This window comes from Halogeometricum sp. S3BR5-2 (assembly GCF_031624635.1).
Lineage (GTDB): Archaea > Halobacteriota > Halobacteria > Halobacteriales > Haloferacaceae > Halogeometricum > Halogeometricum luteum.
In genome coordinates, this window is record NZ_JAMQOQ010000002.1 from 281700 (window position 1) to 297815 (window position 16116).

Below are 16116 nucleotides of genomic sequence, written 5' to 3' on the forward strand. Positions count from 1 at the left end.
GCACGCCTACGGAGGCCGACAGATGCCGACCGACGGACGCGACGTGAGACCGCGGGACCGCCACGGGTTCGACGAGACGAAGAGCCCCGTCGCCGCCGCCCTCGGAAAGTTCGTCCCGCAAGCCTTGGTTAGAAGAGGACTCTTCGTCGCCGTGCGGACCGACCGCGAGACGTACGCGCCCGGCGATCCGGTGGAACTCACCGTCGTCATCGAGAACCGCCTCCCCCTCCCCGTGAGCGTGACGACGCCGACGCGCCGCCTGTGGGGGTGGACCGTCGACGGCGAGTTGGAGGCCAGCGACGAACGCGTCTACGTCTCGGAGTCGCCCTCGAAGCTCACCTTCCGCGGCGGCGAGCGGAAGGTGCTCACGCGGACGTGGGACGGCCTGTTCAAACGCGTCGGCGCCGACGGTGCGGCGACCCGGTGGGTCGAACCCGACCCCGGCACCCACGAGGTGGGTGCGTACCTCGCCCTCGAGGGGAACCGGCCCGCCGACGCGACGACGATTCGAATCGAGCGCTGAGGCCGCCGGCGGGGCCGAGCAGTCGACGCGGAAAATCAGTGACCGAAGACCGCTCAGTCGGCGTCGACGCTGCCCGCCACGTCGTCGTTGTGGAGGTGGCAGGCGGCGTAGTGGACGCCGTCGCCGTGGACCGGTTCGACCTCGTAGGAGGGCACCTCACGGGCGCAGATGCTCTGCTCGGCGAACGCCTCCGTGAGTCGCTCCTCGGCCGCGTCCCAGTCGCCGTTCAGCACGTCGTCGACGCTCGTCTCCACGAGCGACCCCGCCTCGCCGTCGGGCGTCCCGTCCGGGAAGAACTCGTTGCGGAGCGACGCCTCGCCGTCGGCCTCGAACGTGCGGCGCTCGGTCTCGCGCATGAACGCCCGCACCCGCCGCCACTCGGCCGCCGAGAGGTCGTACTCCTCGGGGGCGATGAGCCGCGGACAGCGCGTCCGGAACCGACATCCCGAGGGCGGGTCGATGGGCGAGGGCACGTCGCCTTCGAGGACGCCCCGCTGGCCGCCCGCCCGCGGGTCGGGCACCGGAATCGACTGGAGGAGCGCCTCGGTGTAGGGGTGTTGGGGGTTCTCGAACAGTTCCTCGGTCTCCGCCAGTTCGACCAACTGCCCGAGGTACATCACGGCCACGCGGTCGGAGATGTGCCGGATGACGCTCAGGTCGTGACTGATGAACAGGTACGTCAGCCCGAACTCCTCTTGGAGGTCCCGCATCGTGTTCAGCACCTGCGCCTGAATCGAGGCGTCGAGCGCCGAAGTGGGTTCGTCGCAGACGATGAAGTCCGGGTTGACCGCCAGCGCGCGTGCGAGGTTGACCCGCTGGCGCTGCCCGCCGGAGAACTGGTGGGGGTAGCGGTTGTAGTGCTGGGGGTCGAGACCGACCTTCTCCAGGAGCATCCGCGCCCGCTTCTCGCGTTCGCCCTTGTAGAGGCCGTGGGCTTTCATCGGTTCCTCGACGATGGGGCCGACTTTCATCCGCGGGTCCAGGGAGGACTGGGGGTCCTGGAAGATCATCTGGATGTTCTCGCGCATCGAGCGGAGCTCCTCGCCGCTCATCTCCGCGAGGTCGTCGCCCTTGAACCACACCGCGCCGTCGGTCGGTTCGAGCAGGCGCAGAATCGTCCGCGCGAGGGTCGACTTCCCGCACCCCGACTCGCCGACGAGACCCAGCGTCTCGCCCTTCGCGATGTCGAAGGAGACGTCGTCGACCGCTTTGACCTCCTCGTCGTTGAACAGGCTGGCGACGAGGCCGCTGCCCTGACTGAAGTACTTGGTGAGTCCCTCGACGCGGAGGAGCGTCTCGCCGAAGTCGATGTCGTCGTCGCTCCCCGTGACCATCCCGCGACTCACTGTCCGTCACCCCGCGCTTCCACGAGACCGCCGCTGAACGCGCCGGTCGCCTCCGTTTCGAGGGGTTCGGCGTCGTCGTAGCCGACGTTCTCGTACTTCACGCAGGAGACCATGTGCGTCGCCTCGTCGGCGTCGCTCACGTCTTGATACTCGGGGTGGACCTCCCTGCAGACGGTCCGGGCGTCGGGACAGCGGGTGTGGAACCGACAGCCCGACGGCGGGTTGATGGCCTCGGGCATGACGCCCGTTATCGGGTTCAGTTCGTCGACCGACTGGTCGGGCCGCGGGATGGAGTCCAACAGCGCCTCCGTGTACGGATGGCGCGTCTTGTGGAACAGGTCGTCCACGTCGGCCTGCTCGATTATCTCGCCGAGGTACATCACGTTCACGCGGTCGCATATCTCCGCGACGACGCCGAGGTCGTGGGTGACCCAGACGAACGAGGTGTTGTACTTCTGCTGGAGTTCCTCGACGAGGTCCAGAATCTGCCCCTCGACGGTCACGTCGAGCGCCGTCGTCGGTTCGTCGGCGATGATGAGGTCGGGTTCGCACGCCAGCGCCATCGCGATGATGACGCGCTGGCGCATCCCGCCGGAGAACTGGTGGGGGTAGCTGTCGTAGCGCTTCTCGGGTTCGGGGATACCCACCTCCCGGAGCATGTCGACGGCGATGCGCTTGGCCTCCTTCCCGCTCACGTCGCGGTTTATCTCGATGAACTCGCGGAGCTGCGAGCCGACCTTGAACACGGGGTTCAGCGCCTCCATCGGGTCCTGGAAGATGATGGCTATCTCCTTGCCGCGGATCTGCTTGCGCATCTCCTCGTTCGACAGCATCTCCGGGGAGCGCCGGAGTTCGCCGTCCGGTCCCTCCTCGAAGTCGACGAGTTTCTTGCCTTTGTACGTCACCGTGCCGCCGACGATTTCGCCGGGGTCTTCGACGAGCCGCATGATCGAACTCGTCGCCACGGACTTGCCCGCGCCGGACTCGCCCACGAGGCCGACGAGTTCCCCTTCGTTCACCTCGAAGGAGATGCCGTCGACCGCGCGGACGGTCCCCTCCTCGGTGAAGAACTGCGTCTTCAGATTTTCGACTTTGAGTATCGGTTCGCTCATTCAGTTGTTTATCCGGGGGTCGAGTGCGTCGCGCAGGCCGTCACCGATGAGGTTGAAGCCGACGACGGTGATCAGGATAGCGATGCCGGGCCAGATGCTGAACCACGCGTTCGGCAGCATGTACTGCCGGGAGTTCGAGAGCATCTGTCCCCACGACGGCGTCGGCGGCTGCGCGCCGTAGCCGAGGAACGACAGACCGGCGATGATGAGGATGTTGACGCCGATCTGGAGCGTCGCCTGCACGAGGACGGGCGCGAAGCTGTTCGGGACGACGTGCCGCAGGATGATGTTCCGGTCGCGCACCCCGGCGGCGCGCGCCGCCTCGATGAAGTCCTCCTCGCGCACCGAGAGCACGCGCGAGCGGATGAGGCGGGCGAACGTCGGGATGGTCGCGATGCCGATGCCGATCATCGCGTACGAGAGTCGCCGTCCGAACGCGGTCATGAACGCGATGACGAGGATGAGGAACGGAATGGCGTACAGCGTCTCGGAGCCGCGCATGAGGGCGTCGTCGATCCAACCGCCGTAGTAGCCGGCGACGGCGCCGACGAGCGTCCCGAGCACCAGCGCGATACCCGTCGAGACGATGCCGACGGTGATGGCGATGCGCGTGCCGTAGAACAGGCGGACGAGGATGTCGCGCCCGCGGTGGTCGGTGCCGAGCGGGTGCGCCCACGTGCCGGGCGTCTCGGGGTATACCTGGTTCGTCAGGTACACCGGGGGACGGAGTATCTGCGCGTTGCTCGGGTCGTTCGCCGGGTTGATCCAGAACGTCTCCGCCAGCACGTACTGGTGGACGCCCATGTTGGCGAACGCCTCGAAGCCGCCGAGGAAGTCGAAGAGAACGCCGTCGACGAACCCGATGAATGCGACGACGCTCATGACGACGATGATTCCGAGTCCGACGAGCGCCGTCGGGTCGCGCCTCACCTGCGAGAGCGTGTACCGCAGACCGACCCGCGCTTCGGGCTGTTCGGGGCCGCTCTCGTCCGCGTCGAGGTTCGTTCCGGTTTGTGTCGCCATGCGTCACTCACCCCCGTCGAAGGAGACGCGCGGGTCGACGTACGCGTACGAGAGGTCCGTGATGATGACGCCGATGACGAACGCCAGTCCGAACACTAGCGTCGTCCCCATCACGAGCTGGAAATCCTGATTCTGGATGGCCGTGATGATGAGACGGCCCATCCCGTTGATGGAGAAGACCGTCTCCGTCAGCACCGCCCCGCCCAGCGCGCTCGTCAACTGGAGGCCGACCAGCGTGATGAGGGGCAGTTGCGCGTTCCGGAAGGCGTGTTTGCGCACGATTTTGCTCTCGCTGACGCCGTAGGCCCGCGCGAGCTTCACGTACTCCTCGCCGAGCACCTCGAGCATCGAGGAGCGCTCGATACGGGTGAACGCCGCCATCTGGAGCGTCCCCAGCGTTATCATCGGCATGACGAGGTGCCGGAGCGATTCGATTATCACCTCTATCTGGTTGCTCGCCCCGTCCACGTTCGCGGGGCCGGTCCACGGGAGGATGATGTTCGTCGCCGGCAGCCAGCCCAGCCAGAACGAGAAGACGATGATCAGCATCAGACCGATCCAGAACGAGGGGGTGCTGACGCCGAACAGCGCCACGACCCGCGAGATGTGGTCCGTCGGCTGGTTGCGGCGCTTCGCCGAGACGATGCCGAGCGGAACGGCGGTCACCAGCGCGAACGTGAAGCTGGCGAGCAGGAGGTACATCGTCACCGGCAGCCGCTCCATGATCTTCTGCGTGACCGGCACCTGGTAGTAGAGGCTCGTCCCGAGGTCCAGCCGAAGTACGTCGAACAGGTAGTTGAAATACCTGACGTAGAGCGGCTGGTCGAGTCCGAACTTCGCTCGGATGGCGGCGGCCTGCTGTGCGCTCGGCGACGGGCCGAGCATGATCGATACGGGGTCGCCCGGAATCGCGTCGGTGAGGAAGAACGTGATGGTGATCACACCGACTATCACGGGGACGGATTGGAGCAGTCGACTGATGGTGTAGCGCAGGCGTCCCATCGTCAGACCACACGCGGAGTTGTGTTCATGTAGGTATCTGAACGTCGGGTAGCGGTTGGTTCGTACATAAATATGGCGTCTCGGCCTCCGTATCGGCGCTTTACTGTTGGTTGACGGAGACGTTGTTGTAGTCGGTCGCGAGTGTGAAGCTGCTCACCGGGTGCGCGTGCCAGTCGCTGACGTAGTCTTTCACACCGAAGCTGTTCTTGAGGTTGTAGGCTGGCAGGTGCGCGCGGTCTTCGAGCACCGTCGTGATGCCCTCCGTGTAGAGCTGCTTCCGCGTCGCCTGGTCGTTCGTTCTCCGCGCTTCGACGAACTTCTCCGTGGCGGTCGCCGCCTGCTCGCTCGAATCGTGGTAGAACGTCCCGTCGGTGACTCCGAGGGTGTCCTCGGTCGCTCCGAACATGTAGTAGGTGAACGCGTCGGGGTCGGGCGTCCCGGACCAGCCGAGCGTGTAGACGTTGTAGTCGTCCTCGTTCCCGGTGAGATACTGTTCGAGGAACGCGCCCCAGTCGAGGCGCTGGACGCTCGCGTCCCAACCGGCCTCCTGCAGGCCGTTCGAGATGGTGATACCGATCTGTTGGCGCTTGTCGTCCGGCGGCACGATGATGCGGAACGAGTAGTCGTCCGGCACGCCGGCCTCGTCGAACAGCGCCTTCGTCTGGTCGACGTCCTTCGAGCGCGGAATCTGGCTCCACTGGTCGACCGGGAAACCCCAGTCCTCCGCGACGGCGCTCGGCAGCGGACTGTACTGGCGGACGCCCGTCGGTTCGACGTAGTTGCTGACCGCCTGGTCCATATCGAAGGCGTAGTCGATACCTTCGCGGACCAGCGGGTCCGTCGTCGGCCCCTCGTTGCAGTTGAACGCCGCGTAGAAGTAGCCGATACCGGGCACTTCGCTGATGCTCGCGTCGGAGATGCTGTTCCGGACCGTCGTGTACTGCTGCGGCGGAATCTCCTCGATGACGTCGTTCTCGCCGTTGCGGAGCGTCGTCACCCGCGTCGTCGCCTCCTCGACCGGAACGAACTCGATTTCCGAGAGGTTCGGCTGCGGGTCGCCCCAGTACTCCCCGTTGGCCGACAGGCGGACGAAGTTGCCCTCCTGCCACTCCTCGAAGACGAACGGACCGGACCCCACGAGCGCGTCGCCCGTGTTGAACGCGTCGGTGTCCTCCTCGCGGACGGACTGCGGGACGACGTACCACGTCAGCGTGTTCATGAACGCCGCGAACGGGTACTGGAGGTCGAACTGCACCGTCTTCTCGTCCACCGCGGTGATGGAGTCGACCATGTTCACCTCGGAGGCGTTCGGGGTCTGCTCGTCGACCGGCGCCTCGAAGGAGTACTTCACGTCGCTCGCCGTGACGGGGTCGCCGTTCGAGAACGTCGCGCCGTCCTGAATCGTCACCGTGTAGCGCTGCCCGCCGTTCTCGACGGTCGGTTCGCCGTCGGCGAGGAGCGGGACGACCCCGGTGCCCTCGTCGTACGTGTAGAGGCCCTCGACGACCCGGTCGACGACCTGCGAGGAGGGAACGTCGTTGAGGACGATGGGGTCGAACTCGATGGGGCTCTTGACGAGCGCCATGCGGAGGCTTCCGCCGGACCCGGAGCTTCCGCCGTCCGTGCTCTCGTCCTCCGTGGCGCTCCCGCCGCCGGTGCCGGTTCCGCTCTGGCCCTCCGTCTCGCTGTCGGAGCCGCCCGCGCAGCCGGCGAGACCCGCGATGCCTACGCCACCGAGTCCCTGGAGAACGCGACGGCGGTTCAGTTTGCTGTGAAAGGTTCTATGTTTGTCTGACATGAGTTAGTACACCTTATGCCGATGGATACCCAGACTCACCAACTGGCCGGGTAAATACCTAACGAATGTTCTCCGGTACAGGCAAATCTTGTTCTAACCCGGGTGAATCGCTCGGAAACGGCTTTTTTCTCAAAATACAGTTACGATTGAAAGTATGTTGGCAAACTGCCACTTGGTTCGGTGTTTTACCACTATTCCGCATTAGTATCCGGAGGAACAGCTCGTGTGTGTTCTTCGCTGACTCCCTTCTCCGCGTTCGTTCGGTTCGGTCTCTCCACATCGTTCGTTATCGTTACCGGTCGGTGGTCGAGGGTCTCTTCCACTCCGAGGCGAGAGGACAGAGCCTTAGGCGCCCGGCGGGACGACCCCGTATGCGACAGTTCGTCATCATCGGTCACGACGCCCCGACGACCGCCGAGTTCTCGCTGAACGACTTGGCGGGGGCGGCGGGACGCCTCGACGTCCTGTGCCGGTGCGTCAACTCCGCGTTCTTCCTCTCGCACGCGATTCGGGAGTCGGTCCGCGTCCACCTGGTCCTCGGCGACGAGTACACCGTCCGCTTCGACGGCGCGGAGGTGCGGCGCCTCAACCCCGACGAGCGGAGCACGGCGGCGCTGATACGCGGCGCGTTGGAGGTCCGAGAGGAGGCCATCGGCCACATGCCCGCGGAGGCCAGTCCCGGCGTGACTCTCCGCCGGATGGGGTTCGAGTCGACGCTCGACGCCGTCGCCGAAGAGGGGACCGTCGTCGAACTCCACGAGTCGGGCGACCCGGTGGTCGACGTGGAACCCCCCGAAAATCCGGTGTTCGTCCTCTCGGACCACCGCGACTTCACCGACGAGGAGGCCGCCCTCCTCGCCGACGCCGCCGACGAGCGAGTCCGCCTCGGTCCGGAGGTGCTGCACGCGGACCACGCCGTCACCGTCGTCCACAACTACCTCGACACGGCGGGTTTCACGACGTACTGACGACACCGCGAATCACAACTGTTAAACGCGCCGCAGGACTCAGTTCGAGGTGCGGGCCGGTGGGGTAGCTTGGTATCCTTCGGCCTTCGGGTGGCCGTAACCGCAGTTCGAATCTGCGCCGGCCCATTTTCACCCCACTCCGCAACACGAGGAGCGGCAGCGACGAGTGTCCGTAGTGGGGTGCGAAAAATACGCCGAGCAGATTCGAGCGGGGAAGACGGTCGCTCACTTCGTTCGCGCTGCGTCTTCCCGAGTTCGCAATCTGCGCCGTCGCCGCGAACGCCGTGAGCGGCGGCCCGTGACGGCAGTCACGGCGGCCCACTTCTCCCGCATTCTCACCGACGAGCGGAGCGAGACGGGAAAACGCGAGCGAAGCGAGCGGCAAGCCGTCTCGGAGCGAACGGGCGAAGCCCGTGAGCGACGCGAAGCGTTCGCGAGTCGACTCTACTCCACTCCGCGCCGCCGCCTCACTCGTCGCTCCGGCGGAGCTCCCGCGCCCACTCGGGCCACGTCTGACGGCTGTTCCACTCGCCGTCCTCGCCCGCGACGGCCCGCGCGTCGTCCGCGGAGTACACCCAGCCGTCCTCGTAAAACAGCCCGTTGAGGCGCCCCTTCGCCCGCTGGACGTAGCCGTACGCCGGCTTGAGCATCAACTGCCAGAAGAAGTCGCCGGCGACGTCGCCGTCGCGCACCGTCGCCGCCAGCGAGGAGTAGTTGGGGACGAGCACGTCCGGAGGTTCCTGACGGGTGCGCTGCCACTCGGTCAGCCACACCGGCGTCTCCGTCTCCCGCGATAGCCGGGACGCCTCCGCCAGCGCCGCCTCCATGTGCGCCGTCGTCGGCGGGAGGTTGTAGTGGAACTGGAAGACGTCGAGCGGCGGGTCGTCGTACTGAAGGTTGTTGGAGAGACCGACGCTGCCCATCGTGAGCGGCGCGTCCGGGTCGGCGCCGCGGGCCGCCTGCAGCATCGCCCGGCAGAACCGGACCCGGTCGTCCCACTCGCCGGGTTCGTTCATCACTTCGACGGCGAGGAGGCCGTCGTGGTCGCCGTACCGCCCGACGAACCACCGGACGAACTGGTGGGGGCCGGTCCACTCGCTCTCGTTCCGGATGACCTCGTGCGAGGGGGACCGAATCGCGCCGTTGCGCAGGACGTCCCGGTCGTGGAGGTTCTCGGAAGTCGGCTCCTCGCCGATGCTCTCGAACAGCACCGGGAGCACCCGGATTCCCCGCTCGGCGGCCGCCGCGAACAGGTGATCGAGTTTCCGCCGGGACTCCTCGGGGCTGTCCCGCCAGTACTCGTAGCTGACGAGCGTCCGGAGGGCGTTCAGGTTGACCGACCGGGCGTACGAGAGGTCCCGAACCGTCTCCTCGGGGTCGTATTGCTCCCACGCCTGATACTGGTTGAACGTCCGAGAGGGGAAGTACACCGCGCCGCGGACGTCGAGAAGGGGGGACGGCTCGGGTTCCGCCGTCGTCGCCGTCGGGGTGGCGGTATCCGGGGCGGGCGTCTCCGTCTCCGTCGCCGGGGGCCGCGGTCCGGCGTCGGGTCGACCGCACCCGCTCAGAGCGACGAGCGTCGAAGCCGTCCCCGCGCCGACCCGCCGGAGGAACCGCCGTCTCGACCGGGACGTGTCAGGCCCCGAACCACCGCGTCCCATAACCGTCCGCCGGTTCGGGACGGACGCCTATGAATCACGCGGGGCGAAGGTCCCCGTCGACGGACGGACGCGCCGGCGCATCACTCCCGTCGCGCTGTCACTCTCGAAGGAGAGAGTTACTCTCCCGAGTTTATTTCGTACAGCATGACTAAGTACGAATTTGGGTGGGAGTTCGGAAAATCCTCATTTAAGCGACAGGCGCAGTTGCAGGTGCGCTTCGGCGCGTGATTACTGATGACGAACGAAGACAACACGGAAGGCGGAACGAACGGGTCGCCGTTCGATTCGGGCGTAGAGTCGGTCCAAGAAGCGGTCACCTCGCGGCGCGGGTTCCTCGCGGGTTCGACCGCGGCGGGAATCGGCGCGCTGGCGTTCGGCACCTCGGGCGTGGCGGCCGACCACGAGGGCAACGGGAACGGAAAGGGCGAGGAGATGAGCGACGAGAAGTCGAGCGAGGACTCCGAGGGAGCGAGCGAGATAGCCGGCTCCGGCATCTGGGACGTCGACGTGCTGAACTACGCGCTCACCCTCGAACACCTCGAAGACGCGTTCTACCAGCAGAACCTGAAGTCGCTCGGCGGCTACTACAGCAAGGATACGATCATCTCCGCGGATATGTTCGAGCCGCTCCCCTACGGCGTCCGCGAACCCATCTACCACCAGCTAACCCAGATCGGCGAGCACGAGGCCGCGCACGTCGAGACGCTCGAGTCGGTCATCGAGGACCTCGGCGGCACGCCCGTCGAGAAGGCCGAGTACGAGTTCGACACGATGGTCACCGACGACCCGACGGCGTTCCTCCAGACGGCGCAGGCGCTGGAGAACACGGGCGTCGCCGCCTACGCGGGCGCGGCACCCTACATCGGCGACGACGACATCCTCTCGGCGGCGCTCGGCGTCCACAGCGTCGAGGCCCGTCACGCGGCGTTCATCAACTACCTGAACGGGATGAGTCCGTTCCCGAACGTGGTCGACGAGGCCCTCGGCCGGGCGGAGGTCCTGGAGGTGGCGACCCAGTTCATCGTCGACTGAGGCCCTCCCTTCCCGCGAACATCTCGATTCCACTTCTTTTCGGTCCCCGTCTTTCGCCGTCGGCCCCCGCCGACGCTCCGCCGACGCCGCCGTTCAGAGGCGTTATCCCCGTCGCTGCCCTCCCCCGACACGAATGACTGAGGGGATAGACTTCGACGTCGCGGACGCCGACGCCGTCGCCGAGCGACGCGACGAGGTGGTCGCCGCCGTCGAGTCCCACGCCGGCCGCATCGCGCGCGAACTCGCCCTCCTCCAGGGCGGCGACTACGGACAGCGCTCGTTCAAGACCGAACGGGGGGCGTGGACGCTCAAGTACGAGGGCGGCGCCCTCCAGTACCTCCGCTTCGAGGGGCGGGGCGGCGTCGATACGTACGTCGTCTCGACGAAACGCCCGCCGGACCCGACGGAACTGGCGACGGCGATGCGGGACTACGAGGCGTTCGTCGAGTCGTACAACGACCACGTCGACTCCCTGTCCGGCGTCCTCGACGACGTGTCCACCGACTTCCCGGACCCCCGCGGGACGGACGCCGTCGTCGCGGAACGCGACCGGGTGGTCGGCCGGATTCGGGAGGTGTGCGACGAGATGGCCGTCCAGTTGCACCGCTACGACGGCACCGACTACGGCACCTTCGCGACCACCGTCTCGGGCACCCGCTGGGAACTGAAGCGCGACGTGGACCGGGCGTCGTACCTCCGGGTCGGCGGCGAGGGGGGTGTCTACCTCCTCTCGCAGTACGAACCGCCCGCCGCGCCGGACGTGCGCCGCCTCGTCGGCGACTTCGCGGCGTTCGTCGAGTCGTACAACGACCACGTCGACGGGTTGGAGTCCGACCTCGACGGCGTCTCGCTCTGATTTTCCGCCGATTCGCCCGAGTCAGCCGGACGACAGAGAGACCATCGCGAACGCGAACGCCACCGTGGCGACGCCGGCGAGGAGATACAGGGACGTCGGTGCGGACTCGGTTCCGCGGGGAAACCGCTCCGGTCTGATGTGGCCGACGACACCGCTTCCGACCGCGAGGATGCCGAGAACGATACCGCCGAACTCGGCGGTCGGCCGACCGACTGCGGGCCCCGACAGCGCGCCGAACGCGACCAGCAGCGTCCCGAGCAACACCGTGACGTAGCCGTGGAGGGTCGCCCGACGGACGGACGGCAGGGGTCCGGGCGTCTCGCTCATCGTCCGCGGTTCGCGTCGCCCCCGCTTTCCTGTTTCGCCGTTTCGTCGTCGCGCCGGCCCTCACGCGAGCAGGTACGCGAGCAGGTACGCCCCCGCGGCCACGGTCAGCGTCGCCAGTCCGGTCGCGAGGCCGCGCACCGCGCGGTCGGCCCGCGACCCGGTCCCCCACTCGGCGGCCGTCGCGCCGACGACGACGGCGAGGGGGACGACGGTGAACCCGAGGACGTGCGCGTCCACCATCGTCGGCCGCGGGAGCAGGAACGCCGCGGGCGCGTAGCCGACGCCGAGGACGGCCCATCCCGCGAACGCGTCGCGCAGGCGGCGGTCGGTCAGGCGGAGGAAGACGAGAAAGCCCGCCCACACCGTCGCCGCCTCGACGAAGAGAACGCCGAGGAGGTTCAGCGTCTGGTCGGACGCGAACGTCACCCGACCGGTCAGCGGCGAGGCGGCGAACGGCGAGAGCAACGGCGGCGGCGCGGCCATGAAGACGTCGCCGAAGGGGTGCGAGAGGAAGCCGACGCCCGCGGCGGCGGCGAGGACGGCCACCGGCGCGACGGTGCGCCGGGCGACGGCGAGACCGGCGAGGCCGGCGGTGGCGAGGTAGACGACGGCGACGACGGCCGAGGCATCGCCGGCGACTCGGGCCACCGCCGGGACGACGAGCGAGGAGACGAGGAGAGCGCCGACGGCGAGAGCGACGGCGGCCGTCGCGGGGACGGCGCCGGCGTCGGCCCGCGCGTCGCGGACGCGGCCGGTCGCGGCGGCGGCCGCGAAGCAACACGCCGCGGCGGCGCCGACGGGCAGGGGGTGCGTGACGACCCGGTGGACGCCGTTGGCGACGACCCAGAACGCCTCCCAGGAGAGGGGCGCCCCGCGCCCGACGGCGAGCAGGTACGTCGCGAACCCGTAGGCGACGTCGAGGTCGGGGAGAAGCGCGCAGAGGGCGGCGACGAACCCCGCGGCGAGGGCGGTGCGCGCGTCGCTCCCGACGAATCGAGCGCCGGCGCCGGCGAGGGCGAACGCGAGGAACTCGTGGCCGACGAACATCTACGCGCTCGCTCGCGGCGTCGGCGCGGACGGTTCGGCGGCGGACGCGCGGGCGAGTCGAGACATATCGGTTGTCGTGAGAGAACCGCCGAACGGGCTATAATCTTTTCTCCTGTGCGGCCGCCGCCCCCGGAACCTACGTCGCTCGGGGCCGTCCGTCCCCGTATGGACGTCACCGAGATAGACCACGCGAACCTCCACATCCCGGCCGACGGCGTCGAGGCCGCGGTCGAGTTCTACCGCGACCGACTGGGACTGGCGATAGAGAACCGCGAGTTGTACGAGTCGGGCGACAAGCCCTTCTTCTCCGTGCGCCTCGCGCCCGGCGCCGTCCTTCACCTCCAACCCGACGAGTCGTTCGAGGCGTCGGCGGGGGACGGGTTCGACCACCTCGCCCTCCGCGTCGACGCCGGCATCGAGGAGCTGAAATCCCAACTGGACGAGGCGGGCGTCGACGTCGACCGCGAACTGGAACCGCTCGGCGCGACGGGTGTCGCCCCCGCTGTCTACGTCACCGACCCGTTCGGCTACACGCTCGAACTGAAAGCGGCGCGCGACTGACCGCCCCTCGGAGGCGGCCGACGGACCGAACGCTTTTCGTCGCCGTGGGTCCAGTCACCGGTAACCGATGACCGGACTACGCCCGGACACGTCGCGGCGGACCGGGACGGCGCTCGTCGTCCTCGGCGTCGCGCTCCTCGTCTCCTCGCTCGTCGTCAGCGCCGCCCTCGCACCGAACGTCGGCGGCGCCGGCGACGGGACAGGCGACGGCACCCGACAGACGCTCGTGGGGTCGCAAGGCGGCGGCCCCGGCCTCCACGAACGGGGGTCGGTGTACCTCCTCGACGGCCGCGAGATGCAGTGGCGGGCCGCGGAGACTGACAGCTACTTCGACGTGACGATGCTCGACAACGGCAGCGTCATGGCGGGGTTCATGGACTCCGGCTACGAGGAGTGCGGCCCGTACGACTCGCCGTGCACGCACACCGGGTTCCGCATCCTCGACCCGACCGATAGCGGGGCCGACATCGTCTACGAGTACTCCTTCCCCGTGCGGACGCGGGGGAACAGCGAGGTGCACGACGTCGAGCGACTCGACTCCGGCGAGTACCTCGTGACCGACATGGAGTACGAGCGCGTGTTCACCGTGCGGAACGGCGAGGTGACCTGGCAGTGGAACGCGAGTTCGATGTACGACGCGCCGGACGACCCGACGCGGACCGACTGGCTCCACATCAACGACGTGGACGTCATCGGCGAGGACCGCTATCTCGTCTCGGTGCGGAACGCCCACCAACTCGTCATCATCGAACGCGGCGAGGGGGTCGTGGAGGTCATCAACGAGGACGAGAACGGGGACGGCATGGGCGACCCGCAACTGCTCCGCCAGCAGCACAACCCGCAGTGGCTGGGTAACGGCTCGGTTCTCGTCGCCGACAGCCACAACGACCGCGTCGTCGAACTCCACCGCAACGAGTCGACGGGCGCGTGGGAGCCGGCGTGGAGCCTCTACGAGGCCGAGGGCGTCGAGTTCAGTTGGCCCCGCGACGCCGACCGCTTGGAGAACGGGAACACGCTCATCACCGACTCGCTGAACCAGCGCATCGTCGAGGTGAACGAGTCCGGCGAGACGGTGTGGAGCTACGGGACGCCGGAGGTGCCCTACGAGGCCGAACGGCTCCCCGAGGGCGAGACGGTCGGCGGCCAGCGGTACGCCTTCGACCGCGCGGCGAGCGACGGCGGGAGCGGGGATATCCCCGTTCTCTCGCTGCTCCTCGTGGTGTTCCAGACCGGACTGCAGACGCCCTTCTGGTTCACCGAACTCCACGTCGCCATCACGCTCGTCTCCGTCGTGCTGGCGTTGGCGGGCGCCGTGCTAATCGTCAGGGACCGATAGTCGGGATTCCCGAGACCGGCGTCCCGCGGCTTTTTGCGGCGCCCGGTCGGAGACGGCGTATGGAACGCGACGCGGACGCCGACGAGGACCTGACGTGGGAGACGACCGACACCGAAATCGACTACTCCTGCCCCGGGTTCGACGTCCGGCGGGACGAGGTGACGCTCCCCGACGGCACCGAGACGGACTTTCACTACGTGGACGAACCCGCGGCGGCCGTGATTCTCCCCTTCACCCCCGACGGCGACGTGGTGCTCGTCGAGGAGTGGCGCCAGGCGGTCGGTCGGGTGAACCGCGGCCTGCCCGCGGGGTCGCTCGAACCCGACGACGACGACGTCGGGGCCGCCGCGCGGCGCGAACTCGAAGAGGAGACGGGTTACGAGGCCGGGTCGATGGAGTATCTCGGCGCCGTCGAACCCTCCAACGGCCTCCTGAACAGCGTCCACCACCACTTCGTCGCGCGCGAGTGCGAACCGACGGGCGAACGGAATCTCGACTTCAACGAGAGCATCCGGGTCGCCGTCGAGGCGTACGACGACCTGCTGGCGGCGGCGCTGGACGGCGACCTGCGCGACGGCCGCACGCTCGCCGGCGTCCTCAGATACGAACTCGCCGAGCGCTGGCGCTGACCGAGTCGTGAGACCGTCACCGGAGCACGAATCGTTTTGCCCGCGGAAACCCAACGTCCGCTGTGTCCACTGACCCACGAACGTCCTCGTCCGGGTCCTCCGTCTCGCCGGACTCGGACGCACGCTCGCTCCGCGCCCGCGTCCGGGCGCTCCTCGTCGCCGTCCTCTTGGCCGGTCTCGGCATCGCCGTCGGTTCGATACTCGTGCTCGCGGCCGGCCTCGCCTTGACCCTCGCCGGCGTCCCGATAACCCCCGTCCTGAGCATCGTCATCTCGTTGGCGCTGGCGACGGGCGTCGGGTTCGGCGGCGTCGCCCTCCTCTATCTGTGGTACCGCGACTTCGACATCTCCTACGTCGGCGTCCGCGTGCCGTCGCTCCGCGAGGTCGCCTACGTGGTCGGCGGCTACTTCCTCGCCTTGGGACTGGCGTTCTCCGCGGCGGTCGTCATCTCCTCGGTCGGCGCCGAGGGCGGGACGAACAACGCCGCGCAGATCGGTATGGAGAACCCCGAGGTGCTGCTGTTGCTCATCCCGGCGTCGTTCCTGCTCATCGGCCCCGGCGAGGAACTGCTCTACCGCGGCGTCGTCCAGAACCGCATCCGCGAGCGGTTCCCGGCGGTCGTGGCGATTCCGGTCGCGAGCCTCATCTTCGCGTCCATCCACTACTTCTCGCTGTCGGGCGCCCCCTCCGCGCGCCTCATCAGCATCGCGGTGCTCGTCCTCCCGACGCTCGTCTTCGGCGCCGTCTACGAACTCTCGGACAACATCGTCGTCCCCGCCCTGACCCACGGCGCGTACAACGCGACGCTGTTCTCGGGGCTCTACCTCTTCGTGCGCTTCGGCGGGGAGATGCAACAGCAGGCGGCGTTGCTGTTCGGCTGAGCGCCGGGTCTTTC

16 protein-coding genes and 1 tRNA gene are annotated in these 16116 nt (G+C 67.9%); 9 read left to right on the forward strand and 8 right to left on the reverse strand.

All coding sequences use genetic code 11. The features are described from left to right. Nucleotides 1-22 precede the first annotated feature (22 nt). The gene (locus NDI79_RS07850; RefSeq protein WP_310927922.1) at nucleotides 23-523 is read left to right on the forward strand and encodes a DUF7974 family protein; all 501 of its coding nucleotides are present in this window, start codon (nucleotides 23-25) and stop codon (nucleotides 521-523) included. 53 nt (nucleotides 524-576) lie between these two features. On the opposite strand, the gene NDI79_RS07855 is transcribed toward NDI79_RS07850, so the two are convergent. The 5 genes from NDI79_RS07855 to NDI79_RS07875 form a co-directional block, all read right to left on the reverse strand. Beyond that, nucleotides 577-1857, reverse strand: a complete 1281-nt coding sequence (locus NDI79_RS07855; RefSeq protein WP_310928705.1) for an ABC transporter ATP-binding protein — start codon at nucleotides 1855-1857, stop codon at nucleotides 577-579. Nucleotides 1858-1865: 8 nt separating this feature from the next. Beyond that, complete coding sequence (locus NDI79_RS07860; RefSeq protein WP_310927923.1) at nucleotides 1866-2981, reverse strand: ABC transporter ATP-binding protein; 1116 nt, start codon at nucleotides 2979-2981, stop codon at nucleotides 1866-1868. After that, nucleotides 2982-4004 carry an ABC transporter permease gene (locus NDI79_RS07865; protein WP_310927924.1) on the reverse strand — a complete coding sequence of 341 codons (1023 nt, stop codon included), beginning with the start codon at nucleotides 4002-4004 and terminating at the stop codon, nucleotides 2982-2984. Between the two features lie 3 nt (nucleotides 4005-4007). After that, nucleotides 4008-5006 (reverse strand): ABC transporter permease, encoded by a 999-nt coding sequence (locus tag NDI79_RS07870; RefSeq protein WP_310927925.1) that lies wholly within the window; start codon nucleotides 5004-5006, stop codon nucleotides 4008-4010. Nucleotides 5007-5106: 100 nt separating this feature from the next. Next, nucleotides 5107-6804 carry an ABC transporter substrate-binding protein gene (locus NDI79_RS07875; protein WP_310927926.1) on the reverse strand — a complete coding sequence of 566 codons (1698 nt, stop codon included), beginning with the start codon at nucleotides 6802-6804 and terminating at the stop codon, nucleotides 5107-5109. A gap of 371 nt (nucleotides 6805-7175) precedes the next feature. On the opposite strand from NDI79_RS07875, the gene trmY reads away from it, so the two are divergent. Further along, nucleotides 7176-7772, forward strand: a complete 597-nt coding sequence (gene trmY, locus NDI79_RS07880; RefSeq protein WP_310927927.1) for a tRNA (pseudouridine(54)-N(1))-methyltransferase TrmY — start codon at nucleotides 7176-7178, stop codon at nucleotides 7770-7772. A 53-nt stretch (nucleotides 7773-7825) separates the two neighbouring features. Next, nucleotides 7826-7898 (forward strand) — tRNA-Pro (locus tag NDI79_RS07885). Nucleotides 7899-8239: 341 nt separating this feature from the next. Here the strand turns inward: NDI79_RS07885 and NDI79_RS07890 are convergent. After that, entirely contained in the window at nucleotides 8240-9433 is a 1194-nt protein-coding gene (locus NDI79_RS07890; RefSeq protein WP_310927928.1) for a glycoside hydrolase family 5 protein, read from the reverse strand. Between the two features lie 234 nt (nucleotides 9434-9667). On the opposite strand from NDI79_RS07890, the gene NDI79_RS07895 reads away from it, so the two are divergent. Both NDI79_RS07895 and NDI79_RS07900 read left to right on the forward strand, forming a co-directional pair. After that, nucleotides 9668-10465 (forward strand): ferritin-like domain-containing protein, encoded by a 798-nt coding sequence (locus tag NDI79_RS07895; protein WP_310927929.1) that lies wholly within the window; start codon nucleotides 9668-9670, stop codon nucleotides 10463-10465. Between the two features lie 133 nt (nucleotides 10466-10598). Then, nucleotides 10599-11321: a profilin-fold protein gene (locus NDI79_RS07900; RefSeq protein WP_310927930.1), complete on the forward strand. Its 723-nt coding sequence runs from the start codon at nucleotides 10599-10601 to the stop codon at nucleotides 11319-11321. 21 nt (nucleotides 11322-11342) lie between these two features. Here NDI79_RS07900 and NDI79_RS07905 read toward each other — a convergent pair whose 3' ends face one another. Together NDI79_RS07905 and NDI79_RS07910 are read right to left on the reverse strand one after the other, a co-directional pair. Further along, the gene (locus tag NDI79_RS07905) at nucleotides 11343-11648 is read right to left on the reverse strand and encodes a hypothetical protein (protein WP_310927931.1); all 306 of its coding nucleotides are present in this window, start codon (nucleotides 11646-11648) and stop codon (nucleotides 11343-11345) included. 60 nt (nucleotides 11649-11708) lie between these two features. After that, nucleotides 11709-12695: a metal-dependent hydrolase gene (locus tag NDI79_RS07910; protein ID WP_310927932.1), complete on the reverse strand. Its 987-nt coding sequence runs from the start codon at nucleotides 12693-12695 to the stop codon at nucleotides 11709-11711. Between the two features lie 165 nt (nucleotides 12696-12860). On the opposite strand from NDI79_RS07910, the gene NDI79_RS07915 reads away from it, so the two are divergent. From NDI79_RS07915 to NDI79_RS07930, 4 genes are all read left to right on the forward strand, one after another. Continuing rightward, a complete protein-coding gene (locus NDI79_RS07915) occupies nucleotides 12861-13256 on the forward strand; it encodes a VOC family protein (RefSeq protein WP_310927933.1) in 396 nt (131 codons plus the stop codon). Between the two features lie 67 nt (nucleotides 13257-13323). After that, nucleotides 13324-14592, forward strand: a complete 1269-nt coding sequence (locus tag NDI79_RS07920; RefSeq protein WP_310927935.1) for an aryl-sulfate sulfotransferase — start codon at nucleotides 13324-13326, stop codon at nucleotides 14590-14592. A gap of 59 nt (nucleotides 14593-14651) precedes the next feature. Beyond that, nucleotides 14652-15221, forward strand: coding sequence for an NUDIX hydrolase (locus tag NDI79_RS07925; RefSeq protein ID WP_310927936.1), 570 nt, complete (start codon nucleotides 14652-14654; stop codon nucleotides 15219-15221). Between the two features lie 62 nt (nucleotides 15222-15283). Then, nucleotides 15284-16102: a CPBP family intramembrane glutamic endopeptidase gene (locus tag NDI79_RS07930; protein ID WP_310927937.1), complete on the forward strand. Its 819-nt coding sequence runs from the start codon at nucleotides 15284-15286 to the stop codon at nucleotides 16100-16102. The last annotated feature ends 14 nt before the right edge of the window (nucleotides 16103-16116 follow it).